Raw genomic sequence first — 25860 nt, 5'->3', positions numbered from 1 at the left:
GCTCGCCGGCATTACTGTGTGGAGATTATACGGAGATCTCGGCTGCCCTCCAATCGCCAGTGCCCCTTTTTTTCAATTTTTCCAAATGCAGAGATTTCTTTTCCTGATACATGAGCTTCTACTGCTTTTAGATAATCCTCTGGACTCAGTCCTATTCGAACTCTTCGTTTTCCAAATTCTTCTGTTATCCATTCGACCACGGCCGAGCGTTGCCCTGGCGTATCAATTTGTGTCGGATCGATCGGGGAGTGCAATGTTATCACTCTTCCCCGTATGCCATCTTCTGTAGTTATATTGACAGACCTGAGTTTGACCGCTGCCTGTTTAAGAATCCTCGAGCTATCGCTCTGCGATAGAAACAGAGTCTCATAGGCGTTGATTACTGACGGTTCGCCCCATTCAGGGGAGAATAAAACCTGAAAACCCATTTTGCTTCCTTTCGGAAGATCAACGATAGCCATAAGCTCTTCACAAGCATTCGCATTCAGGCCTTCCTTATATTTATTCACAATTATCTCGGGTTCTCCGTGCTGCACTGCTTCGCTTACGATCTGAAGGCCTCTTGCAAGTCGTGTCATTACTCGGCGTTCGAGGGGTGGCGCGCGTAGCGCTAGGCTTGCTGAGGCGAGCGTTTGAGGGCCAACCGGGGCCTCTACAACCAATCCGAAGCTCCCAGAGAAAGTGTGGCCGAATCTGCACTTCTCGGCAAATTGAACTGCTGCACTCGACGCAGTAGTATAGTATGGTTCGTTGTTTAGTTCAGCATGCGCTGATGATATCAAAAAGCGGAATGCTCTCTTTACAAACTCGTTGGCGTCTCGCATGCGTATGCTAGCATTCATTACGGCGCTATTTGGAAAGATCGTGACAAACTTATCGACGCCGATAGTCGATATTCGCTGCACAACATTGTCTTCCGAGCAGTTTTCAACTGCGCTTAAGGTTTTTATTGCGCCGGATATCCTGGTCTGTACGTTACTCGACCTGTAGTTGGGTGGTAGAACGATCTCAATTGCGTCGTTATATTCGCCAAAGGAATACAATTCAACTCCATTGCGAAGTTGACGAAACTGCCATCCCTTAGAAATCAGATAGCGCTTGAGTGCGCCTAGTGAAATCACTGACGACATATGTCGCATGATCAACAAGGCTCCTCTAAGGCCTGTGCGCGGGCTTTCGTCAGTAGCGCTCGCAATGCTTGAGGATCGAGGATATTTGATCTCGGTATTCTAATGCGTATGCTTGAAGCATTCTGAGTGGGTGGTTCATTGAAAGCCATCCAAAAACAGCAATTCCGCAAAAACAAAGCTTTCTCTGTTAGCCTATACCAAAGATTGTCGTCTTGGGGTAGGCATAAGAGGATCAGTATGGCCATCGGCTCGCTAGGCTCTCGACTAGTAAGTGCTACATGAGCTCGGGCATCTAAGTCGTATACGACGTCTGATTCAGTTAAGGTCCATTTTGTTGTAGATTTTATCTGAAAAACAATCGGATGACCATTCTGAATCAGCTTTTCTTTGATCTTTTTCACGGGCCAGAATGTACCATCTATTCCATAGTCGAGAGTGGCTCGTTCAACATTAACCCCAGCACGCCCTGCCAAAGCATGGACATGTGCCCAAGACAGTGCTTCCTGCGTATGCTCTCGTGTAATCAATGGTCGAACTCTCAGCGGCTTTACGCTCGATGGTTACCATTGTGTTCTAAGCACGTTAAAAGTGCGTATAGATTCCGTTCTCTCTCAACTGTTCCCCCATCCCCCTTGCCTTCCCCCCGCCCATCCCCCAAAACCCTCCGGCATCCATTCCCCCGCGTCGCGCGCCCGCGCGCGCCTCTCCGTCCGGACCCGTCCCATGGCCCACGCCGTCTCCCCGCTCGCGCCCACCTCCACGCCTGACGCGCCCGCCATCGAGGGCGTGCGGTTCGCCACCGCCGAGGCGGGGATCAAGTATCGCAACCGCACGGACGTGCTGATCGTGGCTCTCGACGAGGGCACGGAGGTGGCGGGCGTGTTCACGAGGTCCAAGTGCCCGTCCGCCCCGGTGGAGTGGTGCCGGCAGAACCTCTCCCAGGGCCGCGCCCGAGCGCTCCTCGTCAACTCCGGCAACGCCAACGCCTTCACGGGCCGGAAGGGCCGCGAGACGGTGCGGATCTCCGCCGATCACGTGGCGCGGGTGTTCGGCATCGATCCGGCCACGGTCTTCCTCGCCTCCACGGGCGTGATCGGCGAGCCGCTCGATCCGGGCAAGTTCGGCGCGGTGCTGGACGAGGCGGCCGGGCGGCTCGCCGCCACGCCGTGGATCGAGCCGGCCAAGGCCATCATGACGACGGACACCTTCCCGAAGGTCGCCACCCGCACGGTGGACCTCGGCGGCGTGCCGGTCACGATCAACGGCATCGCCAAGGGCGCCGGCATGATCGCGCCCGACATGGCCACCATGCTGTCCTTCGTGTTCACCGACGCGCCGATCGCCGCGCCGGTCCTGCAGGCGCTCCTGTCGGCCGGGGTGGAGACCTCGTTCAACGCCATCACGGTGGACAGCGACACCTCCACGTCCGACACGCTGATCCTGTTCGCCACTCAGAAGGCCGCCGGCCGCGGCGCGCCGCGCATCGAGGCGGCGGACGATCCGCGCCTCCAGGGCTTCCGGGCCGCGCTCCACGATCTCCTGAAGGAGCTCGCCCACCTGGTCGTCAAGGACGGCGAGGGCGCCACCAAGTTCGTGGAGATCGCCGTCACCGGCGCCGCCAGCGACGCCTCCGCCCGGCGCATCGGCCTCTCCATCGCCAACTCGCCGCTGGTGAAGACCGCCATCGCCGGCGAGGACGCCAACTGGGGCCGCATCGTCATGGCCGTCGGCAAGGCCGGCGAGCCCGCCGACCGCGACCGCCTCGCCATCTGGTTCGGCGACACCCGCGTCGCCGTGGAGGGCGAGCGCGACGCCGGCTATTCCGAAGCCGCCGCCAGCGCCGAGATGAAGAAGCAGGACATCCGCATCCGCGTCGACCTCGGCCTCGGCGAGGGCGCGGCCACGGTCTGGACCTGCGACCTGACTAAGGAATACGTCGCCATCAACGGGGACTACCGGAGCTGAGGGGGGGGCTCCCGGCCTCCCCATGCCTCCCGCCAGCCCGCGACCGCTCCGCCCGCCCGGCTACCGCACTCGTCATGGTCCGCGCAGGCGGACCACCCACGCCTCCCGCCGGCCCGCCCCAAGTTCCGCCGCTCGGGCCTGTCCCCACCTTATGCATGGGTGGTCCGCGTTCGCGGACCATGACGGGCGCGGGCAACACCACCGCGCGGACTTGACGACCGCTCCGCCCGCCCTGCCACCGCACTCGTCATGGTCCGCGCAGGCGGACCACCCACGCCTCCCGCCCGCCCGCCGCGACACTTCCCGGGGACAACCGCCCCTCTCCCACGCCCCCACCACACCCCCACCTCCGCCTCCCGCGATCCCGCCCCGTCGCCCCCACATCCCCGACGACACGCCCACCGTCCCCCGCCTTGCCCTCCTCCGTCGCCTCCGGCACACTCCGCGCCCGCCGCCTGTCCGGCTCTCGTCTTCCGGTCTTCTCGCCGGCTCCGTCCCTGCTCTTGAAGGATACTTGCCCATGGGCGAACCGGCCGCTCCGAAACCCCTCGTGCTCGTGGTCGCCTGCGCGCTCATCGATGCGGACAACCGGGTGCTCATCACCCAGCGGCCGGAGGGGAAGTCGCTGGCGGGGCTGTGGGAGTTTCCCGGCGGCAAGCTGGAGCCGGGCGAGACGCCGGAGGATGCGCTCATCCGCGAGATGCATGAGGAACTGGGCGTGACGATCCGGAAACCTTGTCTTGCACCGCTCACATTTGCGAGTTTCGATTACGAGAGATTTCATCTCTTGATGCCACTTTACGTGTGCCGACGCTGGGAAGGCTTCGTGACGTCTCGGGAAGGGCAGGCCACCGCCTGGGTCAAGCCCAATCGACTGCGCGACTATCCGATGCCGCCGGCGGATGATCCGCTGATCCCGCACCTCATCGACCTGGTGTGAGGACGAACACGACGAGGTCGGAGACGATGACCGAAGTCCGCCAGAGCCGGACCCGACTCGGCCGCCGCCTGACGGCGTTCCGATCCGCCGTGGGCGGCGCGGTCGCGCTCGAATATTCGCTGATCCTCGCCATGATCGTGGTGGCGCTCATCGGCATGTCGTCGCTCAGCACCGCCGTGAAGACGACGCTCTACGACGATCTCGCCACCACCATGAACGAGAGCACCAACTGAGCGGCCGTTGCGGCCGTCAGAGCGGGTTTTCCGTGGTCTTCAGGGCGTCCGCCAGCCGCATCTTGGCCGAACCCGGCTTCAGCGGCTTCTGCTGGCTTTCGTGCGGAACCCATCCGGACACGGAGACCAGCGTCAGCGTGGCGCGCACGCGCCCGTCCGGGTCCGCGTGGGCCTCCTGGTAGAGGTCCGCCGCCCGGGCCATCAGGCCGGGGCCGGTCAGGCCGCGCCGGCGCTCCGCCAGCGGGTTGCCGGCGCCCATGGCGGCGAGTTCGCGCATCAGGTGGAAGGGCGTCCGGTAGCGCAGGGTCAGCCGGTCCTGGTCGGCCACCGGCAGGGCGAAGCCCGCCCGCTGCAGAAGGCCGCCGAGGTCCCGCACCTCGGCGAACGGCGCGACCCGGGGCGAGACGCCGCCGGAGCGTTCCGCCTCCGCCGCCAGCCAGGCCTGGCGCAGCTCCGTCAGGCTGTCACCCCCCGCGAAGGTGGCGAGGAAAAGGCCGTCCGGCTTCAGCATGCGGCGGATCTGGATGAGCGCGCCCGGCAGGTCGTTCACCCATTGCAGCGAAAGGCCGGAGACCACCAGGTCGGCGGAGCCGTCCGCGAAGGGCAGGGCCTCGTCGTCGATCACCACCTCGGCCGGGTGGGCGCCGTCCGGGCCGGCGGCGAACACGTCGGCGCGCACGGTGCGGGCCGCCTTGCCGCTTTGCGCCACCGCGCGGGCGATGGCGTCGGTCGGCCCGCCGATCGCGACGGCGAGGTCGAACGTGCGCGAAACCGTGGCCAGTCTTTCGGCGAGGTCGTCCGCAACGAGGTCCAGAAGAAAATCCGCGCCGGCCGGCGCCTCGGCGATGGCTTTTCGCCGCCGGGCCTTCAGAAGAGACCGGTCGAAGACGTGCGGGATCATGAGCCGATGACCTTCTGCCGCGGGGCCCCCGTTATGGGGAGAACGCGCCGGAGGGTCAATCGTCCCCGGCGGCGGCGGGCGGATCGGGCTTCCGGCCGCGCCGGCGACACGGCCGACATGTCGGAAACGGCCCGGCGGGGCCGCTCCGGCCGGTGCGTCGAAGAGCCCGGAAGAGGCGTCGGGGAGGGGCTTCCGGGGCCGGCCCCGACGGCGTAAGCTGCCGCCACGACAGCATTTTCCGCCGCGCGCGCCGCTCCGGCCGAACCCGCGACCAGACCCCGACCGACCCATGTGGATCCCGCTCGCCCCCGCCGATCCGCCGCCCGCCGAGCCATCCGGGCGGTTCGCGTCCATGCGCGCCGAGGTTGCATTCGAGGGGCCGGCGCGGGGGCTTCCGGCCGGCCTCCGGGGTGCCGCGGGGGCCCTGTCGGCGGCCTTGTCCCGCGTGGTCGCGGCGATCCGCCAAGCCTTTGTCAGCGCTTTCGATTCCGCCCTGCCGCCGACCTGTCCCCTGTGCCGGCGGCGGGTGCAGGCGGGGCCGGGGCTCTGCCAGCCGTGCTGGTCGCGGCTCGTCCCGATCGAGCGGCCGTGGTGTGAAAGACTCGGCACGCCAATGACTTACGATCTCGGCCCCGGGGCGCTCTCGGCCGCCGCGGTGGCCGATCCGCCGCCCTACGTCCGGGCCCGCGCGGCGGTCTGCTACACGGAGGCGGCGGCGGAGCTCGTCGGCGCCTTCAAGTACGCCGACCGGTCCGACCTCGCGCCCCTCCTCGCCGCCATGATGCTGAGGGTTTCCAAGGACTTGGCCCTCGAGGCCGACGTCCTCGTGCCGGTGCCGCTGCACCGCTTCCGGCTTTTCTCCCGGCGCTACAACCAGTCCGCCCTGCTCGCCGCCGAACTCGGCCGCCGGACCGGTCGTCCCCACCGTCCCCGCCTCCTCGTTCGCCGCCGCCCCACACCCCGTCAGGTGGGCCTCTCCCGGGAGGGGCGGCTCGCCAACGTGAAGGGCGCGTTCGCGGTCCCCAAGTCCTTGCGCCGCCACGTGAAAGGCCGCCGCGTGCTGCTCGTCGACGACGTCGTCACCACCGGCGCGACCGTGGAGGCCGCCACCCGCGCGCTCCTGCGCGCCGGCGCCGCCTCGGTCGACGTGGTCGCCTTCGCGCGGGTTGTCCCCGGCGTCGGCTAGACCCTATATCTGGCAAGACCTTTCCGCCCCGAACGCCACGCCGAGCGCTGCCCGAAATCCAGGAGATCCCATGGCCGACGTCATCATCTACACCCGCGACCTCTGCGGCTACTGCGCCGCCGCCAAGGCCCTCCTCGACCGCAAGGGCGTCGCCTACACGGAGATCAACGCAACCGGCGATCCGACGCGGCGGCAGGAGATGATGACCCGGTCCGGCCGCGCCACCTTCCCGCAGATCTTCATCGGCGACACCCACGTCGGCGGCTGTGACGACCTGCACGCCCTGGAGCGGGCCGGAAGGCTCGACGCCCTGCTCGCCGCCTGACACAATGCGCCGTCCAGCCGGCCCGCCCGATACAGGTATCCCGCAATGACCGTCCGCCGCATCGCCTGCGTCCAGCTCCGTTCCGGGCGCGACCCGCTCGCCAACCTGGCGAGGACCGAGGCGCTCGTCCGCGAGGCCGCCGACGCCGGCGCCACCTACGTGCAGACGCCGGAGATGACCAACATCCTGGAGCGGTCCAGGGACGATCTCTTCCAGGCGCTGAAGCCCGAGGCCGACGACCCGACGCTCGCGCGGCTGAGGGCGGTGGCGGCCGAGCGCGCCATCCACATCCACGTGGGCTCGCTCGCCATCCTGCGCGCCGACGGCAAGGTGGCGAACCGCGCCTTCGTGATCGGGCCGGACGGCGGGGTCCTCGGCGCCTACGACAAGATCCACATGTTCGACGTGGACCTGCCGAACGGCGAAAGCTGGCGGGAAAGCGCCACCTACACGCCCGGCACGGACGCCGTGATGGTGGACGCCGGCGGCATGACCGTCGGTCTCGGCATCTGCTACGACGTGCGCTTTCCCCATCTCTTCCGCGCCTACGGGCAGGCGGGGGCGGACCTGATCACGGCGCCCGCCGCCTTCACGCGCCAGACCGGCCTTGCCCATTGGCACGCGCTGCAGCGCGCCCGCGCCATCGAGAACGGCTGCTATCTGGCGTCGGCCGCCCAGGGCGGCGTCCACGAGGACGGCCGCGAAACGTTCGGCCACTCCATCGTGGTGGATCCGTGGGGCGCCGTGGTGGCCGAGCTCGACCACGACGAGCCCGGCGTCCTTTTCGCCGACATCGATCTCGCCGCGGTCGCGGCGGCGCGCGGGCGCATCCCGTCCCTGAAGAACGAGCGGCCGTTCGGGCTCGTCCCGGCCGAGCGCGCACGGCTGAGGTCCCTCGGGTGATCCGCTACGCACTCTCCTGCGACAAGGGGCACGGGTTCGACGCCTGGTTCCGGTCGGCCGCGGATTTCGACGCCCAGGCGGAGCGGGGGCTCCTGTCCTGCCCGCATTGCGGCTCCACGTCCGTCGCCAAGGGCCTGATGGCTCCGCGCGTGCGCACCGGCGAGGCGGCGGAGCCGTCCGCGCCCACGCCCGTCCCGGCCGAGGCGCCGACCGTGCCGGCGCCCATCCAGGCCATGCTGTCCACCCCCGAGGGGCGGGAGATCATCGGCCGCCTGCGCGAGCTCAAGACGAGGCTGATCGAGAATTCCGAGAACGTCGGCTCGCGCTTCGCCGAGGAAGCACGGCGCATCCATTATGGCGAGGCGCCCGAGCGGGCGGTGCACGGCCAGGCGACCGCCGAGGAGGCGCGCGAACTCGTTGAGGAGGGCGTCGGCATCCTGCCGCTCCCGATCCTCCCGGACGAGCAGAACTGACGCGCGCCGGCGCCGCCGAGGCCCGGCCGACGCAGCCGGCGCCATGAGCGCGCGAACGCCGCGTTCCCGGGTGACGCCGGACCGCGGTCGAGGCCCGCCCTTGGCCCCGCTCAGGCGGGCCGGGCGGCCAGCACCATGTAGTTGACGTCCGTGTCCCGGCTCTCCTTCCAGAGATCGCGGAGCGGATCGTAGACGACGCCGGCGCGATCGAGCAGCGTCAGGCCCTCCGCCTGGAGCGGCCCTTCGATCTCCTCCGGCTTCACCAGCTTGTCGTAGCTGTGGGTGCCGCGCGGCAGCCAGCGGAGCACGTATTCCGCACCCACGATGGCGAGGCCGAGCGCCTTCAGGGTTCGGTTGATGGTCGCCACCACCATCAGGCCGCCCGGGCGCACCATGCCGGCGGTCAGCGCCAGGAAGCCGGGCACGTCGGCCACGTGCTCCACCACCTCCAGGGCCAGCACCACGTCGAACGTTTCTCCTGCGGCGGCGAGGTCCTCCGCGGTGGCGGCGCGGTAGTCCACCGTCACGCCGGTGCGCGCCGCGTGAAGCCGCGCCACCTCCACGTTCGTGTCGGACGGATCGACCCCGACCACCGACGCGCCGAGCCGTGCGAGCGGCTCGCTCACGAGCCCGCCGCCGCAGCCGATGTCCAGGATCCGCAGGCCCGTGAAGGCGTCCAGGCGCTTCGGGTCGCGGCCGAAATGCGCGCTCACCTCGCGCTTCAGGTACCCGAGCCGCACGGGGTTGAACTTGTGCAGCGGCTTGAACTTGCCTTTCGGATCCCACCATTCGGCGGCCATGCGGGAAAAGCGGTCGACCTCCGCCTGGTCCACGGTCGTCCTGGTCGCCTGCATCGTCCCGTCCCCCTCCATGCCGCCGGCGGCGGCCGTCCGGCCGCGCGCGCATGCGGACACATAGCGCGCCATCGCCGGAAAGGAAAAGCCGGCGGCTCGGGGGTCGGCGGTCGAGCGGGTCCGCCGGAGCCCAGGCTCCGCGTCATCCGAGCGTCCTTCCGTCCCGCATGCGCGGGCACGCGGCCTGTGCTAGGTAAGGTTTCCCATCGTGCGTCGCCTCTTTTCCGCCCGACCTGTTCTTCGCGCTCTTCCCGCCCGATCTCGAGCCATCATGCCCCTCGATCCTCTCGTCGCCGAAGCCCTTGCCCTTGCCCGCGCGAGCGGCCGCCGCCGGTTCGCCGCCGTCACGGTGCCGGAGGCGCGCGCCTTTGCGGACGAGGACGCCGTGCAGCGGCCGCCCGGGCCCGCGGTCGCGGAGGTGCGCGCGCTCGCCGTTCCGGGGCCGGCCGGCCCCCTCAGGGCGCGGCTCTACCGGCCGAAGGCGGGGACCTTGCCGCTCGTCGTCTATTTCCACGGCGGCGGCTTCGTCCTCTGCGGGCTCGACAGCCACGACGCCATCTGCCGGACGATCGCGGCGCGCGGCGGCGTGGGCGTCCTCAGCGTGGACTACCGGCTGGCGCCGGAGCACCGATTCCCGGCCGCGGCCGACGACGCGCTCGCCGCCACCCGCTGGGCGGCCGAGGCGGCGAGCGCCCTCGGTTTCGATTCGAACCGGCTGGTGGTGGCCGGCGACAGCGCCGGCGCCAACCTCGCCGCCGTGACGACGCTCCGCCTGCGCGACGAGGGCGGGCCGCGCCTCGCCGGCCAGATCCTCGCCTATCCGGTCGTCGCCCACGCGGGCGCCGGCTTCGCGAGCTATCGGGAGTTCGCCGAGGGCTACGGCCTCACCGCCGACGACATGCGCTGGTTCTGGGACCATTACGCGCCGGATCCCGCCCTCCGGACCCACCCGCACGCGGCGCCGCTGTCGGCGGACAGCCTCAAGGGCCTGCCGCCGGCCTTCCTGTTCACCGCCGAATACGACGTCCTTCGCGACGAGGGCGAGGCCTATGCGGCGCGGCTCGCCGAGGCCGGCGGTCTCAGCCTGTTCGAGCGGGTCGCCGGGCTCCACCACGGTTTCCTGCACATGGGCGGCCACCCGGTCGTGTCCCGGGTCTTCTCCGCCATGGCCGAGTGGCTGGCGCGCCTCGCCGCCTGACCGGCCCCGTCGGACATCCTTCGACGGCGCACCGATTGCGGGAGCGGCGACCATCCTGTATGGAGGGCGCGCCTCGCCGCGGCGGATGACGCCGCGTCAAGCGCCTCCTTGTCCTTCGGGCGGGTTCGCCCCTCAACAGAGTTCGGCATTGTCCAAGATGGCCCGGCTGGTGATGAAATTCGGCGGCACGTCCGTCGCCGACCTCGACCGCATCCGCAACGTCGCCGCCCACGTCAAACGGGAGGTGGACGCAGGCCACCAGGTGGCCGTCGTGGTGTCGGCCATGTCGGGCAAGACGAACGAGCTCGTGGCCTTCTGCCGGGGCGCCTCGGTCCTCCACGACGCCCGCGAGTATGACGCGGTGGTGGCCTCCGGCGAGCAGGTCACGTCGGGCCTCCTCGCCATCACGCTCCAGGCTATGGGCGTCGACGCCCGCTCCTGGCAGGGCTGGCAGGTGCCGATCGTCACCGACCAGGCCCACGGGGCGGCCCGCATCACGTCGATCGACGGCACCCGGGTGATCCAGCAGATGGAGGAGGGCCGGGTCGCGGTCATCGCCGGCTTCCAGGGCATCGCGCCCGACGGGCGGATCTCCACCCTCGGCCGCGGCGGCTCCGACACCTCGGCGGTGGCGATCGCGGCGGCCCTCAAGGCCGACCGCTGCGACATCTACACGGACGTGGACGGGGTCTACACCACCGATCCGCGCGTGGTGCCGAAGGCGCGCCGGCTCGACAAGGTGTCGTTCGAGGAGATGCTCGAGATGGCGTCCCTCGGCTCCAAGGTCCTGCAGGTCCGCTCCGTGGAGCTCGCCATGGTGCACCGGGTGCGAACCTTCGTGCGGTCCTCCTTCGAGGACCCGGCCAACCCCAAGACCATGCCGAACGGCGACCCGTTCGGAACGCTCATTTGCGACGAGGACGAAATCGTGGAACAGCAGGTCGTCACCGGCATCGCCTATTCCAAGGACGAGGCGCAGATCTCGATCCGCCGCGTCGCCGACAAGCCGGGCGTCGCGGCCGCCGTGTTCGTGCCGCTCGCCGCCGCCAACATCAACGTGGACATGATCGTCCAGAACGTCTCGTCGAACGGCCAGGAGACGGACATCACCTTCACGGTGCCGGCGGTGGACTACGAGCGCGCCGTCAGCGTCATCGAGAGCAACCTGGAGGGCATCGGCTACCAGGCGATCGAAGGCGCCAAGGACGTCTGCAAGGTCTCGGTGATCGGCATCGGCATGCGCAGCCACGCGGGGGTGGCGGCGGAGTGTTTCCGGGCGCTCGCCTCCAAGGGTATCAACATCCGGGCGATCACCACGTCGGAGATCAAGATCTCCGTCCTCATCGACGCCGCCTACACCGAACTTGCGGTCCGAACGCTCCACTCGGTATACGGACTCGACAAGGCCTGATCGGACGCGCGGACACCCGCGCGGCCAGACCGTCCGGCGCTCGTTGCGGCACGGGCGGCGCGATGGACCTTACGGATGGCCCGGGCGTTCCGGCGGACTGGGCCCCCGCCGGGCTCGGGCCATGAGGAAAGCGGACGATGCGGGGGTCACTCTTCGGTCCGCGCGTGTTGCTGCGTCGTCTCCGCGAGGTGATGGCGGAGCCGATCAGCGCGCAGGAACGGCTCGACAAGATCGTCGTCACCATCGCGGCCAACATGGTCGCGGAGGTCTGCTCGGTCTATGTCCTGAGGGCCGACAACGTCCTCGAACTGTTCGCCACCGAGGGCCTCAACCGCGAGTCCGTCCACAAGGCCGCCCTCATGGTGGGCCAGGGCCTCGTCGGCCAGATCGCCGCGGAGGCGCAGCTCCTCAACCTGCCGGACGCCCAGGTCCACCCGGCCTTCTCCTACATCCCGGGGCTCGGCGAGGAGGCCTACCACTCCTTCCTCGGCGTGCCGATCCTGCGCGCCGGCCGCACCCTCGGCGTGCTGGTGGTCCAGAACCGGGCGCGCAAGCACTATTCGGAGGAGGAGGAGGAGGCGCTCCAGACCACCGCCATGGTGATCGCCGAGATGATCGCCTCCGGCGAGCTGGCGTCGCTCTCGGCCACGGAATCCGCCGGCCTCGATCTCGCCCGGCCCATGCACCTGGAGGGCGTCGCCCTGTCCGACGGCGTCGGCCTCGGCTACGTGGTGCTGCACGAGCCGCGCGTGGTGGTCACCGACCTGATCGCCGAGGACCCGGAGGCCGAGATCCGGCGCCTGGAGCAGGCGATCGCCAACTTGCGCCTCTCGGTCGACGACATGATCGAGCGCGGCGAGGTGGCCCACCACGGCGAGCACCGGGACGTGCTGGAAGCCTACCGCATGTTCGCCTACGACCGCGGCTGGGTGCGGCGCATGGAGGAGGCGATCGTCCGCTCCGGCCTCACCGCCGAGGCCGCCGTGGAGCGGGTGCAGTCGGACACGCGCGCCCGGATGATGCGCCAGACCGACCCTTATCTCCGCGAGCGCCTGCACGACTTCGACGACCTCACCTTCCGGCTCCTCCGCGAACTGATGGGGAAGGCCGACAAGCCGCCCGAACTGCCGCGCGACGCCATCATCGTGGCGCGCAACATGGGCGCGGCCGAACTCCTCGACTACGACCGCACCAAGGTGCGCGGCCTCGTGCTGGAGGAGGGCGCCGCCACCAGCCACGTGGCCATCGTGGCCCGCGCCCTCAACATCGCCACCGTCGGGCAGGTGCAGAACGCCGTCACCCTCGCCGAGAGCGGCGACGCCATCATCGTCGACGGCGAGACCGGGCTCGTGCACCTGCGCCCGCCCGCCGACGTGGAGCACGCCTATGCCGAGAAGGTGCGCTTCCGCGCCCGCCGGCAGGAGCGCTTCCGCCGCCTGCGCAACAAGCCGTCGGTCACCCGGGACGGGGTGGAGATCTCGCTCCTCGTCAACGCCGGCCTCCTGTTCGATCTGCCGCACCTGGACGAGAGCGGGGCGGACGGCATCGGCCTCTTCCGCACCGAGCTGCAGTTCATGATCGCGTCCGCCTTCCCGCGGATGGGCGAGCAGCAGCAGCTCTATTCCAAGATCCTCGACGGCGCCGCCGGCCGGCCGGTCACCTTCCGGTCGCTGGACATCGGCGGCGACAAGGTGCTGCCCTATCTCAGCCGCTCGGTCCACGAGGAGAACCCCGCCATGGGCTGGCGGGCGATCCGGCTCGGGCTCGACCGGCCGGTGATCCTGCGCACCCAGATCCGCGCGCTTCTCAAGGCGTCGGCCGGGCGCGAGCTGCGCCTCATGTTCCCCATGGTCAGCCAGGTGGCCGAGTACACCGCCGCCCGCGCCCTCGTGGAGCGGGAGCAGCGGTTTCTGGCCGGCCACGGCTACGAGCCTCCGTCCACCGTCCGGCTCGGCGCCATGGTGGAGGTGCCGGCGCTCCTGTTCGAGCTCGACGCCCTCCTGGAGGCGGTCGACTTCGTGTCGGTCGGCTCCAACGACCTGTTCCAGTTCATGTTTGCCGCCGACCGGGGCAACGGCATGATCGGCGACCGGTTCGACGTGCTCTCTCCGTCCTTCCTGAAGGCTCTGAGGACGATCGCCGCCACGGCCGCCGCCAAGGGCAAGACCGCCACCCTCTGCGGCGAAATGGCCGGCAAGCCGCTCACCGCCATGGCCTTGATCGGGGTGGGGTTCCGGTCCATCTCCATGACGCCGGCCTCCGTCGGCCCGGTGAAGGCGATGGTCCGATCCGTCGACGTCGCCGCCCTGGAGGCTTTCCTGTCGGAGGCGATCGAGACGTCCACGGCGCCGACGCTCCGGCCCGTGCTTGAAGAGTATGCTCTGGCCAACGACGTGCCGCTCTCGTAAACCGCGGACCGATGACTGGATTCGATCACAAACTCGAAGGCGTGCTCGATCGGTTCGCGATCATCGAGGCGCGCATGGCCGGGCAGCCGGACGCGGAGACCTATGTCCGCCTGTCGCGGGACTATGCCGAGCTGGAGCCGCTCGTCGGGCGCATCCGCCAGCTGCGCTCGGTCGAGCGCGAGCTGAGCGACCTCGACCACATGATCGCCGACGCCGGCACCGACCGGGACATGCGCGTCCTCGCCGAGGCCGAGCGGCCGCACGTCATGGAGCAGCTGGAGGCGCTCACCCAGGAGATCCGCCTGTCGCTCCTGCCGCGCGACCGGGCCGACGACCTCGGCGCCATCCTGGAGGTGCGCGCCGGCACCGGCGGCGACGAGGCGGCCCTGTTCGCCGGCGATCTCTTCCGCATGTACCAGCGCTACGCGGACGCCAGGGGCTGGAAGGTGGAGGTCCTGTCCGCCACCGAGGGCGAGCACGGCGGCTATCGCGAGATCATCGCGGCGATCGAGGGGCGCGGCGTCTTCGAGCGGCTGAAATTCGAATCGGGCGTCCACCGGGTCCAGCGGGTGCCGGCGACCGAATCGAGCGGCCGCATCCACACCTCCGCCGCCACCGTGGCGGTCCTGCCCGAGGCGGAGGAGGTGGACCTGGAGATCGACGAGGCCGACCTTCGGATCGACACCTTCCGGGCGTCCGGCTCCGGCGGCCAGCACGTCAACACCACCGACAGCGCCATCCGGATCACCCACGTGCCCACGGGGGTCGTGGTGGCCGTCCAGGACGAGCGGTCCCAGCACAAGAACCGCGCCAAGGCCCTGAAGCTGTTGCGCGCCCGCCTCTACGACGCCGAGCGCGAGCGCCTGGCGAGCGAGCGGGCCGCCCAGCGCAAGGGCCAGGTCGGCTCCGGCGACCGGTCGGAGCGGATCCGCACCTACAACTTCGGCCAGGGCCGCGTCACCGACCACCGGATCAACCTCACCCTCTACCGCCTGCCGCAGGTGATGGAGGGCGACCTCGACGAGCTCGTCTCGGCCCTCCTCAGCGAGGACCAGGCCCAGCGGCTCGCCGAGGCGGAGATGTGACCGCGCCGTGCCCACCGTGGACGCCCTTCTCGCCGACGCCCGGCGCCGCCTGCGCGACGCCGGCCTGCCGACGGCCGCGCTCGACGCCCGCGTCCTCGTCGCCCACGCGCTCGGCTGGTCCGCCGTCCGCCTCGTCGCCGACGGCGGCGCGCCGACCGATACCGAAACGGCCGCCCGGATCGACGAGCTCGTCCGCAGGCGGGTCGCCGGCGAGCCGGTCGGCCGGATCCTCGGCGCGCGCGAGTTCCACGGCCTGACGTTCGAGCTCGGCCCGGACACCCTGGAGCCGCGTCCCGACACGGAGGTCCTCGTCGACGCGGCGCTCGCCCTGGTGCGGTCCGGCGGCTGCCCGGGGGCGGCGCCGGACGGGGAGGGGCTCCTGTTCGTGGATGTCGGCACCGGCACCGGGGCGATCGCGGTGGCGCTCCTCGTCGCCCTGCCGGGCGCGCGCGGCATCGCGGTGGACCTCGCGCCCGGCGCGCTGGCTGTCGCGGGCGCCAACGCGGCCCGCCACGGCGTCGCCGGGCGGCTCGACCTGCGCGAAGGCTCCTTCCTCGATCCGGTGGCCGAGCCGGTGCCGCTGATCGTCGCCAACCCGCCCTATATCGCGAGCGCGGAGATCGCCGGCCTCGCCCCGGACGTGCGCGACCACGACCCGCGCCTCGCCCTCGACGGCGGCCCGGACGGCCTCGACGCCTACCGGGCGCTGTCGGCCCAGGGTTTCGCGGCGCTCACGGCCGGCGGAACGATTTGTCTGGAGATCGGTTCAACCCAGGCCGCGAGCGTGTCGGCGCTTCTTGGCGCCGCCGGATTCGAGGCGATCAGGATCCTGGAAGACCTGGAAGGACGGGACAGGGTGGTCGTCGCGCGAAAGTCCGCGCGCGGCACCCCTTGAAACCAGCCAAGCGCAAGCTCCACTTTGAAAAAAGGCTTGGAAGTTCGCGGCGAAACGGCTACGGTCAACCTGCCGAGAGACGGGTATCCGGCCGATACGCAGTGTTTCACCCTGCGGGCACTCCGTCCAATCTGGAACATCCACTGGGGGGTGGATCGGTCATTTCCGGCGGATCGACAGGTTGATCGTCAGTTCCGGCCGAAGCCGTCGAAGGCTGAGGCGGGACGGCGGCACCAACCTTCGGATCTGGTCTCGCTTCGGCTCGCTTTCGTTTCGGAACGATTGGACGAATGGCTCAACGCGCACGCTCAGCCCGACAAGGGGCGAGGTATCCCGTTCTCGGGGCACCGGGCCGTCGGTTCGCGCCATGACGACGTCCGTCTCGTGTTTCCGGGGGATCAGCGGTCGGAGCCCGTCTCCGGAGGTCGCCGACCGTCTCACGAGCGCTTCTGAAGCCTGTCGAAAGCGCGTGACGGGCAAAGCCAACAGGGCGCTCAAAGCTAAAGAGATAGCGGACATATGAGGCAAGTTCAGCAGAACAACAAGCGGATGCGCGGGCGGAACCGCAAGGGCCCCAATCCGCTGACCCGCTCCTACGAATCCAACGGTCCCGACGTCAAGATTCGCGGCACCGCGATGCACGTGGCCGAAAAGTATACCCAGCTGGCGCGCGACGCGTCGTCGTCCGGCGACCGTGTCATGGCGGAGAACTACCTCCAGCACGCCGAGCACTACTACCGGATCATCGCGGCCGCCCAGGCGCAGCTGCAGCCGTCCTTCGGCCGCGAGGACGAGGACGTGGAGGACGATCTGGACGCCGGCTTCACGGACCGGTTCGATCGTCCGAACTTCGGCCAGCAGAACGGCAACGGCAACGGCTACTACGGTCAGGATCGGGGCGAGGGCGGCCAGGAGCAGCGCTTCGACCGCGGCGACCGCCCGGACCGGGGCGAACGGCAGGACCGGGGCGAGCGCTTCGATCGCCCGCGCCAGGATCGCGGCGAGGGCCAGCAGGCCCGCGGCGAGCGGTTCGACCGCAACGATCGCCAGAACGAGCGGCCCAACGATCGCCAGAACGACAGGCCCCGGCAGGACCGGGGCGACCGCTACGAGCGGCAGGATCGGCGCGAGGCCGCGCCCGACCAGGGCGACCGCCAGCCGGCCGTCCAGGGCGAGGGCGGCGACCGTCCGGAGCGCGGCGACCGCCGCGAGCGCCGGCAGCGGTTCGACCGCAACACCTTCGACCGTCGGGAGAACCGGGGCGAGCAGCGTCCGTACGAGCCGCGCGAGCGCGCCGCGGCGCCCATGCCGCTGGACGCGCCCCAGCCCGACGTGAACTTCCCGGTCGCCGTGGAGGCGCAGCCGGTCCCGCAGGCGCCGGTCGAGCAGCCGTCCATCGCGGCGGTCGCCACCGCCCCCGTGGCGCCCGAGGCCGTCGCCGCCGCCCAGCCGGCCCCGGCCGAGGCGGCCGACGCCGAGGGCGAGCGCCCCACCCGCCGCCGCCGCGCCACCCGCCCGCGCACCCGCCGCGCCGACGCCGACGAGGCCTCGGCCGAGGCCCCCGCGGACGCCCCCGCCGGCGACTGAGCCCCGCTCGGACGGCGCCGTCGACGCCCGCCGCACAGCGGCCAAGGCGCCGACCGCGCAGCGGCCGACATGAACCGAAGCCCGCCGGCATCCCCGGCGGGCGTCGTGCTTGCCGGGGCCTTTTCCAGATGGAACCTGGGAGCAGACCCGGACCCCTGGTCGACAATCCTCCTCCCATTCCCGTCATCCCGGCGAAAGCCGGGATCTAGCCGCCCTTGGCCGCCCCTGGACGGCGCCGATCCGGCCGGCTTGGGTTGGGCCCCGGTTTGCACCGGGGTGACGACCTGGAACGCCGGTCCGTGCCCTGCCTGATTGGCTGAGCACGCCACGACTTTCGCCCGTCCTCCTCCCACTCCCGTCATCCCAGCGAAAGCCGGGATCCAGCCACCCTTGGCCGCCCCGGGACGGCGCCGATCCGGCCGGCTTGGGTTGGGCCCCGGTTTACACCGGGTGACGACCTGGAACGCCGGTCCGTGCCCTGCCTGATTGGCTGAGCACGCCACGACTTTCGCCCGTCCTCCTCCCACTCCCGTCATCCCGGCGAAAGCCGGGATCCAGCCGCCCTTGGCCGCCCCGGGACGGCGCCGATCCGGCCGGCTTGGGTTGGGCCCCGGTTTGCACCGGGGTGACGACCTGGAACGCCGGTCCGCGCCCTGCCTGCGACGGAATCCGCCGCCATCACCCACCGCCGTGCGCCATCACCAGGCGGTCCCATCCACGCATGCGGCGGGCGTGTGCGCCTCCAAGCGTCCGGATTCGACCGGACCCCCTTCATCGTCCAAATCGGCCTCACCATATTCGGGCAGAACACGGAAGGGCGTCCCATCCGGGCTTTCGAGACGGGCGGGACGTGCCGAGAGGGAGACGATCCGCATGAACATCGAGAAGTACACCGAACGGGCCAGGGGCTTCCTGCAGTCGGCGCAGACCCATGCGCTGGGGCGCGGTCACCAGCAGTTCCTGCCCGAGCACATCCTGAAGGTCCTCCTCGACGACCCGGAAGGCATGGCGGCCGGCCTCATCCAGGCGGCCGGCGGTCGGCCGAAGGACGCGCTCGCCGCGGTCGACAAGGCGCTGGACGCCCTGCCCAAGGTGGCGGGCGGCGGCGCGGGCCAGCTCTATCTCGCCGGCCCCACCGCCAAGGTGTTCACCAGCGCCGAGCAGATCGCCGACAAGGCGGGCGACAGCTACGTCACCGTGGAGCGGCTGCTGATCGCCCTCGCGCTGGAGCCGGATGCCGCCACCTCGAAGATCCTGAAGGACGCCGGCGTCACGCCCAACGCCCTCAACGCGGCCGTGAACACGCTGCGCAAGGGCCGCACCGCCGACAACGCCTCGGCGGAGAACGCCTACGACGCCCTGAAGAAGTACGCCCGCGACCTCACCAAGGCGGCCCGCGAGGGCAAGCTCGACCCGGTGATCGGCCGCGACGAGGAGATTCGCCGCACCATCCAGGTGCTCTCCCGGCGCACCAAGAACAACCCGGTGCTGATCGGCGAGCCCGGCGTCGGTAAGACCGCCATCGCCGAGGGCCTGGCGCTGCGCATCATCAACGGCGACGTGCCGGAAAGCCTCAAGGACAAGGAACTGCTCGCCCTCGACATGGGCTCGCTCATCGCCGGCGCGAAGTATCGCGGCGAGTTCGAGGAGCGCCTGAAGGGCGTGCTGCAGGAGGTGACCGCGGCCGAGGGCGGCGTCATCCTGTTCATCGACGAGATGCACACCCTCGTCGGCGCCGGCAAGTCGGACGGCGCCATGGACGCGTCCAACCTCCTGAAGCCCGCGCTCGCCCGCGGCGAGCTGCACTGCGTGGGCGCCACCACGCTCGACGAGTACCGCAAGTACGTGGAGAAGGACGCGGCGCTGGCCCGGCGCTTCCAGCCGGTGTTCGTGAGCGAGCCCACCGTGGAGGACACCATCTCGATCCTGCGCGGCATCAAGGAGAAGTACGAGCAGCACCACAAGGTGCGGGTCACGGACTCCGCCCTCGTGGCCGCCGCCACCCTCTCCAACCGCTACATCACCGACCGTTTCCTGCCCGACAAGGCGATCGACCTCGTCGACGAGGCGGCCGCGCGCCTGCGCATGCAGGTGGACAGCAAGCCCGAGGAGCTGGACGAGCTCGACCGGCGCATCATCCAGCTGAAGATCGAGCAGGAGGCGCTGAAGAAGGAGAGCGACGCCGCGTCCAAGGACCGGCTGCAGCGCCTGGAGAAGGAGCTCGCCGACCTGGAACAGCGCTCCGCCGAGCTCACCGCGCGGTGGCGGGCGGAGAAGGACAAGCTCGGCTTCGCCGCCGACCTGAAGACCCGCCTCGAAGCCGCCCGCAACGACCTCGCCATCGCCCAGCGCAAGGGCGAGTACCAGCGCGCCGGCGAGCTCGCCTACGGGGTGATTCCGCAGCTGGAGAAGGAGCTGAAGGACGTGGAGGCGGCGGGCGCGGCCGGCGGCATGGTGGAGGAGGCGGTGACGCCCGACCACGTGGCCCAGGTCGTCTCCCGGTGGACCGGCGTGCCGGTCGACAGGATGCTGGAAGGCGAGCGCGAGAAGCTGCTGCGCATGGAGGACGAGCTCGCCCGCCGGGTCGTCGGCCAGGCGGAGGCGGTGCACGCGGTCTCCACGGCGGTCCGGCGCGCCCGGGCGGGCCTGCAGGATCCCAACCGGCCGATCGGCTCCTTCATGTTCCTCGGCCCCACCGGCGTTGGCAAGACGGAGCTCACCAAGGCGCTGGCGAGCTATCTGTTCGACGACGAGCACGCGATGGTGCGCATCGACATGTCCGAATACATGGAGAAGCACGCCGTCAGCCGGCTGATCGGCGCGCCTCCGGGCTATGTGGGCTACGAGGAGGGCGGCGCCCTCACCGAGGCGGTCCGCCGCCGGCCCTACCAGGTGATCCTCTTCGACGAGATCGAGAAGGCGCATCCGGACGTGTTCAACGTCCTCCTGCAGGTGCTCGACGACGGGCGGCTGACGGACGGTCAGGGCCGCACGGTGGACTTCAAGAACACGCTCATCATCATGACCTCGAACCTCGGGTCCGAGTATCTCGCCAACCAGATCGACGGCGAGGACGTGGACGCGGTGCGCGAGCCGGTCATGGCGGTGGTGCGCGGCCACTTCCGGCCGGAGTTCCTGAACCGCCTGGACGAGATCGTGCTGTTCCACCGCCTGAAGCGGACCGAGATGGGCGCCATCGTGGAGATCCAGCTGAAGCGGCTGGAGCGTCTTCTGGAGGATCGCAAGATCGTCCTGAAGCTCGACGACAGCGCCAAGGCCTGGCTTGCCGACAAGGGCTACGACCCGGTCTACGGCGCCCGGCCCCTGAAGCGCGTGATCCAGCGCCAGGTCCAGGATCCGCTGGCCGAGAAGATCCTCGCCGGCGAGATCCGCGACGGCGTCACCGTGGAGATCACGGCGGGGTCGGACCGGCTGCTCTTCACCAGCGTCGGCGAGGCGGAAGCCGAGGCGGCGTGAGGACGAGCGGCCTTGACCGAGAGCCGGTGGGTGAGGGCGGGTCGGCCAAGGAAAGCGTGAGGGGACGGGCGTGACGGCGAGCGGCGCTCGTCCGGCCGCTCTCGGCGGTTCCCCCCTCTCCCCAACCCTCCCCCTCAAGGGGGGAGGGGGCCCGTCGAGCATGGCTTCGAGCTCACACCACGGCCGGCCACCCGGCGCCGCTATCCCGCTGCCCGGAACGGCCGCCACCCGGCGCCGCTATCCCGCTGCCCGGGACGGCCGATCGACCGACGCCGCTATCCCGCTGCCCGGAACGGCCGCCACCCGGCGCCCCTCTCCCCCGCACCGACGCACCCCCTCTCCCCTTGAGGGAGAGGGCTGGGGAGAGGGGTGAACCTCCGCCCCTGACCGACCTGCCTCCAAACCCGCTGCCCAGGCCGGCCGATCGACCGACGCCCTCTCCCCCGCACCGACGCACCCCCTCTCCCCCGCACCGACGCACCCCCTCTCCCCTTGAGGGAGAGGGTAGGGGAGAGGGGTGAACCCCCGCCCCTGACCGACCTGCCTCCCTCCACCCATCCCGCCCCGAACCCACCCTGCGCCCCCGCGACCGATCCGGATCCGCTGCCGCTTCTTCGTGCAGTGCAGCATCTTGCCGGCGGAACAAAGGTCAGCCATACTGACTTATCTCGTCCGCTGTCCCGATCCACACTGAAGGCCCGGCCATGTCGGTGGTCACGTCCCCGTCGCTCGCGCACTCGCTCCTGGAGGACGCTCTCGCGCTCCTCATGGGCACCATCTTCGTCGGTCTCGGGCTGATGATCCTGAAGACCGCCGGTCTCGCCATCGGCGGCACGGCGGGCCTCGCCTTCCTGGCCCACTTCGGCCTCGGCCTGCCCTTCGCCGCGATGTTCTTCGTTCTCAACCTGCCGTTCATGATCTTCGCCCGGCTGGCCTTCGGGACGGGCTATCTCGTCAGGACCCTTCTCGTCACGGTGGCCCTGTCGCTCTTTTCCGGCCTCCTGCCGCCGCTCTTCACCATCGGCCACGTGGACCCGGCGTTCGCGTCCGTCGCCGGCGGGCTGATGGTCGGCATGGGCATGCTGGCGCTCATCCGCCACCGCACGGGCGTCGGCGGCGTCGCCATCATGGCGGTGTGGCTGCAGCAGCGGTTCGGCCTTCGCGCCGGTCTGGTGCAGATGGGCGTGGACGCCGCCGTGGTCGCCGGCGCCCTGTGGGTGATGGCGCCGGAGGCGGTCGCGCTCTCCGTGCTGGCGTCCGTTCTCATGAACCTGGTGATCGCGCTCTACCACCGGCCGGGGCGCTACCTTGGCTTCTGACGCCGCCAAACGCCCGCTCGAAGAGCCGGACCTCGCCCACACAGTCCTGGAGGACGCGCTCGCGCTCTTCACCGGCACGCTGTTCGTGGCGCTCGGCCTCGTCTTCATGAAGACGGTCGGGCTCGCCACCGGCGGCACCGCCGGGCTCGCCTTCCTGGTCCACTACGGCACCGGCTGGCCGCTCGGGGCGGTCTTCTTCGCCGTGAACGTGCCCTTCTATGCCTTCGCCTTCCGGGTGTTCGGGCTCGCCTATACGGTGAAGACCTTCGCGGCCGTGGCGCTCCTGTCGCTGGAGGCCGAGATCCTGCCCCACCTCTTCCGGGTCAGCGACATCCACCCGGCCTTCGCGGCGGTCGCCGGCGGCATGCTGGCGGGCGTCGGCCTCCTCATCCTGATCCGCCACAAGTCGAGCCTCGGCGGCGTCGGCGTGCTGGCGGTCTGGCTGCAGGAGCGATACGGCGTCAGGGCCGGCACGGTGCAGATGGGCATCGACGCCGTCATCGTGCTCGGCGCGTTCGCGGTCCTGCCGCCGGTCGCCGTGCTCCTTTCGGTGGCCGGGGCCGTCGCGCTCAACCTCGTGCTCGCCGTCAATCACAGGCGCGGCCGCTACCAGGGCTTCTGAAGCCACGGGGCCGCCGCACCGAAGCGTCCATCACGGGGCGGTCCGGCGAGCGCGCGTCCGCTTCGCCTTGGGCCGGATCAGCCGCCGCCGGAGCTGCCCGCGGAAGCGAGCTTGGCCGGCGGGCCGACGCCGAGCAGGGTGTCGATGCGCTCGCGCTCCTGTTCGAAGCTCGTCAGCACCGATCCGTCCAGGGTCCGGCCCTGGGGCAGCTTGATGCGCATGGGGTCCACGTAGTTCTCGTTCACGAGAACCTCGTAGTGAAGGTGCGGGCCGGTGGAGAGGCCGGTGGAGCCCACGTAGCCGATCACCTGGCCCTGGCGGACCTTCATGCCCTTCTTCATGCCCTTGGCGAAGCCGGACATGTGGCCGTAGGCCGTTTCGTACCCGTTGGCGTGCTTCACCACGATGTAGTTGCCGTATCCGGACTTCCAGTCCGCATAGGCGATCGTGCCGTTGCCGGCCGACATGATCGGCGTCCCGCGCGGGGCCGCCCAGTCCACGCCCGTGTGCCGCCGCACATAGCCGAGCAGCGGATGCCGGCGCGAGCCGAAGCCCGACCGGAAGGTGCCGCCCGAGACGGGCTTCCTCAACAGGAACTTCTTCGCGCTCTTGCCGGCCTCGTCGTAATAGTCGATCGAGCCGTCGTCCGGCGCCTTGTAGCGATAGTAGCGGTGCGTCTTGCCGTCGATGGTGATCGCCGTAAACACGATCTCCGAGGCGTCGCGGCTCTCGCTCTCGTCCTCGTCGAGGGAGTAGACCACCTCGATCTGGTCGCCCGGCCCGACGCGGGTGTTGAAGTCCATGTCGAACGAATAGATCCGCACCAGCTCGTCGATGAGGTCCGGCGACATCTGGTTGGCGAGCGCCGTCTGGTAGAGGCTGTCGTAGAGCCGCGGACGCGCGACCTCCGCATCCTCCTTCGGCTCGCCGGCCATCTGGAAGGCGTCGCCGTCGCCGGTCCGGGGCTCCTCGGCGGCCACGTAGCCGGCATGGTCGGACAGCGCCACCGTGCCGATGTGGTTGCCGTCCCGGTAGAGCGAGGTGCGGATCGGCTGGTAGCGGCCGGACTCGTCGTTGACCGGCGCCAGCACCACCCGCAGTCGGTCGCCGGGCTCGGCGGCGAGAACGTTGAAGTCCTTGCGGAAGCGGAGCGCAATCTCGGCCGCCTCCTCGTCGGTCGCCTCGTTGGCGATCAGCGTCTGCATCAGGTCGTCGCCCTTTTGGACGACCACCGTCTTCTCTTCCGTATAGGTGTTGCCGACCGCCGCCCCGGTCTCCTCGGTGCTGCCGATGAAGGAGACGTTCTCCGAGAAGATGCGCACGCCATATTGCTCGAAGGCGCTGCGCTCGGCGAAGCCGAACTCGAACCGGGCCGGGTCCACCATCTGGAGGGAGGCCTCCTGCACGTTCGGCCCGTTGAACTGCGCCGCGTCGCGCACCTTCTCCTCGGTGGCCGCCACGTCCAGCGGGGAGGCGGCGTCCATGGCCGGGTCGCCCACCGGGAAGTCGGTCACCTTCAGGGTCATCTGGCCGTCCACGTCCGCCCCGTAGAGCGTGTCGGGCATGCCGTCCTTGGTGTCCACGTTCGCGTCGGCGAAGATGCGCAGGGGATCGAACTTCGGGATCTCCTCCCCGATGTCCGCCGCCGAGGCGACCAGCGGGGCCGACACGCGGGCGAACGGGCGCAGGCGGATGAGGTCGCGGTCGCCGTCGCGGCTGATGGTGGAGACGCGCAGCACCTGGCGGGTCGGCGCCGGGCCGGCGTCCGCGATCAGCCGGTCGCCCTTCGGCATCAGGTCGGTCGGCTGTTCGGCGCCTTGCGGCACGGCGGCCATGGCGGCGCCCACCGGGACCGCGAAGGTCTGGCGGCCGTCCATGGCGACGAACAGGGCGCCACCCATCAGGGACGTGGACGCCATGGCGGCGAGCACGGTGCCGGTCAGCCAGCGCAGGGAAACCCGGCGTCGGTCCGGTGGACCCGAACGATTGTCGGCGGTCACGAGCGCCGGCTCGTCCCCGAGATCGATGTCCACAGAAGCGTGGTCGTTCCAGACCGCGTTCATGTCGGCGTCTTGGCCCCCTCGAACCGGCTTCAGGCGCCGGCCTATCGTCACGGACGAATGCCCGATCCGCTGTCTTGACCCGGACGACCGTCCAGCCGGGCCGCAAGCGGCCGGCCGGACCGGAGGACCGGTCGGCATGAGATCGACACACCCGAAAAGGACAAGGCCGTCCCCGGCCCCGATCCCCACGCGTGCCCCGTTCGCGGGTTGCCAAGGCTTCACCGCACCTTGGCGCAAGAGCTTGGACCTTGCCGGACCTTTGACCAATTTGTCAACAAATCGGACCGATCGGTCCGGGCCGGCGCGGCCGCTCTCCCCTTCTATCTGCCGTCCATTGGGGCGACATTACGGCGTTCCCGCTCCGCCGCCGGAAAGGCGGGCGTCTCCGGCCTGGTCCTTTCGTCCATTGGCGGAGCCGACAGGCTGCCGGAGAGCCTGCGCTCCGCAGCCCGGGCGCACCACTCGCCAAAAGGCCCACCGCGCGCCGGTCCTTCGCGAGCTGCCGCCGAGCCGATGGTCCAGGCCTCCGCCTCCGGATCGATCGACCGTCGCGAGGCAAGCCGTCGCAAGCCTCCCGTCACCCTTTCGAGCGCCATTCCAATTCAGGTCGGCGGCCCTTGGCCGTGGCCCCGCTCGCCGGCGCGCTCCTCGGTCGGACCGGCGCCGCGCGGAAGGGTCGAGATCCCGTATCCCACTGCTTTCAAACGGCTTTTGGAGATTTATATCGGTTTTTTGAATTGGCGTGTTGACAGGCGGCGGGAGGGGGGGACTATATCAGCGCCATCGACGGCGGCGCTGCGGCGACGCGGTGCCGGCGGGAATGGTCGTCTCCGGATCGACGCTTCGAGGCAGCAAGCCTGAAGGGTCTCCGGTCTCGAAGGGGTC

At 69.7% G+C, this 25860-nt stretch carries 21 protein-coding genes; 16 read left to right on the top strand and 5 right to left on the bottom strand.

Annotated features, from left to right (window positions below):
• Nucleotides 1-11: 11 nt before the first annotated feature.
• Both HND91_RS00105 and HND91_RS23310 read right to left on the bottom strand, forming a co-directional pair.
• Nucleotides 12-1139, bottom strand: a complete 1128-nt coding sequence (locus tag HND91_RS00105) for a hypothetical protein (RefSeq protein ID WP_181704490.1) — start codon at nucleotides 1137-1139, stop codon at nucleotides 12-14.
• Nucleotides 1140-1141: 2 nt separating this feature from the next.
• The gene (locus HND91_RS23310; protein WP_181704489.1) at nucleotides 1142-1657 is read right to left on the bottom strand and encodes a DUF4365 domain-containing protein; all 516 of its coding nucleotides are present in this window, start codon (nucleotides 1655-1657) and stop codon (nucleotides 1142-1144) included.
• A 196-nt stretch (nucleotides 1658-1853) separates the two neighbouring features.
• Between HND91_RS23310 and argJ the strand changes: the two genes are divergently transcribed.
• The 3 genes from argJ to HND91_RS00085 all read left to right on the top strand — a co-directional run bounded on the left by argJ (nucleotide 1854) and on the right by HND91_RS00085 (nucleotide 4268).
• The gene (gene argJ / locus HND91_RS00095) at nucleotides 1854-3095 is read left to right on the top strand and encodes a bifunctional glutamate N-acetyltransferase/amino-acid acetyltransferase ArgJ (RefSeq protein ID WP_181704488.1); all 1242 of its coding nucleotides are present in this window, start codon (nucleotides 1854-1856) and stop codon (nucleotides 3093-3095) included.
• A gap of 520 nt (nucleotides 3096-3615) precedes the next feature.
• The gene (gene mutT, locus HND91_RS00090) at nucleotides 3616-4035 is read left to right on the top strand and encodes an 8-oxo-dGTP diphosphatase MutT (protein ID WP_181704487.1); all 420 of its coding nucleotides are present in this window, start codon (nucleotides 3616-3618) and stop codon (nucleotides 4033-4035) included.
• A 26-nt stretch (nucleotides 4036-4061) separates the two neighbouring features.
• Nucleotides 4062-4268, top strand: coding sequence for a Flp family type IVb pilin (locus HND91_RS00085; RefSeq protein ID WP_181704486.1), 207 nt, complete (start codon nucleotides 4062-4064; stop codon nucleotides 4266-4268).
• Between the two features lie 16 nt (nucleotides 4269-4284).
• Here the strand turns inward: HND91_RS00085 and HND91_RS00080 are convergent, their stop codons facing one another.
• On the bottom strand, nucleotides 4285-5169 hold the full coding sequence (locus HND91_RS00080) for a methyltransferase domain-containing protein (RefSeq protein ID WP_181704485.1): 885 nt from the start codon (nucleotides 5167-5169) through the stop codon (nucleotides 4285-4287).
• Nucleotides 5170-5614: 445 nt separating this feature from the next.
• On the opposite strand from HND91_RS00080, the gene HND91_RS00075 reads away from it, so the two are divergent.
• From HND91_RS00075 to HND91_RS00060, 4 genes are all read left to right on the top strand, one after another.
• Nucleotides 5615-6355 (top strand): ComF family protein, encoded by a 741-nt coding sequence (locus tag HND91_RS00075; protein ID WP_425485413.1) that lies wholly within the window; start codon nucleotides 5615-5617, stop codon nucleotides 6353-6355.
• Between the two features lie 70 nt (nucleotides 6356-6425).
• The gene (gene grxC, locus HND91_RS00070) at nucleotides 6426-6680 is read left to right on the top strand and encodes a glutaredoxin 3 (RefSeq protein ID WP_181704484.1); all 255 of its coding nucleotides are present in this window, start codon (nucleotides 6426-6428) and stop codon (nucleotides 6678-6680) included.
• A gap of 45 nt (nucleotides 6681-6725) precedes the next feature.
• Nucleotides 6726-7583 carry a carbon-nitrogen hydrolase family protein gene (locus HND91_RS00065; RefSeq protein ID WP_181704483.1) on the top strand — a complete coding sequence of 286 codons (858 nt, stop codon included), beginning with the start codon at nucleotides 6726-6728 and terminating at the stop codon, nucleotides 7581-7583.
• Nucleotides 7580-8056, top strand: coding sequence for a DUF1178 family protein (locus HND91_RS00060; protein WP_181704482.1), 477 nt, complete (start codon nucleotides 7580-7582; stop codon nucleotides 8054-8056). The genes HND91_RS00065 and HND91_RS00060 overlap by 4 nt, the downstream gene beginning before the upstream one ends.
• 110 nt (nucleotides 8057-8166) lie before the next feature.
• Here the strand turns inward: HND91_RS00060 and ubiG are convergent, their stop codons facing one another.
• Nucleotides 8167-8910 (bottom strand): bifunctional 2-polyprenyl-6-hydroxyphenol methylase/3-demethylubiquinol 3-O-methyltransferase UbiG, encoded by a 744-nt coding sequence (gene ubiG, locus HND91_RS00055; protein WP_181704481.1) that lies wholly within the window; start codon nucleotides 8908-8910, stop codon nucleotides 8167-8169.
• 271 nt (nucleotides 8911-9181) lie between these two features.
• On the opposite strand from ubiG, the gene HND91_RS00050 reads away from it, so the two are divergent.
• The 9 genes from HND91_RS00050 to HND91_RS00010 all read left to right on the top strand — a co-directional run bounded on the left by HND91_RS00050 (nucleotide 9182) and on the right by HND91_RS00010 (nucleotide 22912).
• On the top strand, nucleotides 9182-10108 hold the full coding sequence (locus HND91_RS00050; RefSeq protein WP_181704480.1) for an alpha/beta hydrolase: 927 nt from the start codon (nucleotides 9182-9184) through the stop codon (nucleotides 10106-10108).
• 157 nt (nucleotides 10109-10265) lie between these two features.
• Complete coding sequence (locus tag HND91_RS00045; RefSeq protein WP_181705157.1) at nucleotides 10266-11519, top strand: aspartate kinase; 1254 nt, start codon at nucleotides 10266-10268, stop codon at nucleotides 11517-11519.
• A gap of 137 nt (nucleotides 11520-11656) precedes the next feature.
• Nucleotides 11657-13927, top strand: coding sequence for a phosphoenolpyruvate--protein phosphotransferase (gene ptsP, locus HND91_RS00040; RefSeq protein ID WP_181704479.1), 2271 nt, complete (start codon nucleotides 11657-11659; stop codon nucleotides 13925-13927).
• A gap of 11 nt (nucleotides 13928-13938) precedes the next feature.
• Nucleotides 13939-15012 (top strand): peptide chain release factor 1, encoded by a 1074-nt coding sequence (gene prfA / locus HND91_RS00035; RefSeq protein WP_181704478.1) that lies wholly within the window; start codon nucleotides 13939-13941, stop codon nucleotides 15010-15012.
• 7 nt (nucleotides 15013-15019) lie between these two features.
• The gene (prmC, locus tag HND91_RS00030) at nucleotides 15020-15907 is read left to right on the top strand and encodes a peptide chain release factor N(5)-glutamine methyltransferase (RefSeq protein WP_181704477.1); all 888 of its coding nucleotides are present in this window, start codon (nucleotides 15020-15022) and stop codon (nucleotides 15905-15907) included.
• A gap of 519 nt (nucleotides 15908-16426) precedes the next feature.
• Complete coding sequence (locus HND91_RS00025) at nucleotides 16427-17494, top strand: DUF4167 domain-containing protein (protein WP_181704476.1); 1068 nt, start codon at nucleotides 16427-16429, stop codon at nucleotides 17492-17494.
• 873 nt (nucleotides 17495-18367) lie between these two features.
• Nucleotides 18368-20971: an ATP-dependent chaperone ClpB gene (clpB, locus tag HND91_RS00020; protein WP_181704475.1), complete on the top strand. Its 2604-nt coding sequence runs from the start codon at nucleotides 18368-18370 to the stop codon at nucleotides 20969-20971.
• Nucleotides 20972-21675: 704 nt separating this feature from the next.
• Nucleotides 21676-22290: a YitT family protein gene (locus tag HND91_RS00015; RefSeq protein ID WP_181704474.1), complete on the top strand. Its 615-nt coding sequence runs from the start codon at nucleotides 21676-21678 to the stop codon at nucleotides 22288-22290.
• Entirely contained in the window at nucleotides 22280-22912 is a 633-nt protein-coding gene (locus tag HND91_RS00010; protein WP_181704473.1) for a YitT family protein, read from the top strand. Before HND91_RS00015 ends, HND91_RS00010 begins: the two co-directional genes overlap by 11 nt.
• Before the next feature lie 77 nt (nucleotides 22913-22989).
• Here the strand turns inward: HND91_RS00010 and HND91_RS00005 are convergent, their stop codons facing one another.
• Complete coding sequence (locus tag HND91_RS00005) at nucleotides 22990-24975, bottom strand: M23 family metallopeptidase (RefSeq protein ID WP_181704472.1); 1986 nt, start codon at nucleotides 24973-24975, stop codon at nucleotides 22990-22992.
• Nucleotides 24976-25860: the final 885 nt, after the last annotated feature.

The organism is Chthonobacter rhizosphaerae, from assembly GCF_013839525.1.
Taxonomy (GTDB): domain Bacteria; phylum Pseudomonadota; class Alphaproteobacteria; order Rhizobiales; family Pleomorphomonadaceae; genus Chthonobacter; species Chthonobacter rhizosphaerae.
This window is presented reverse-complemented; position numbering and strand designations above follow the sequence as displayed.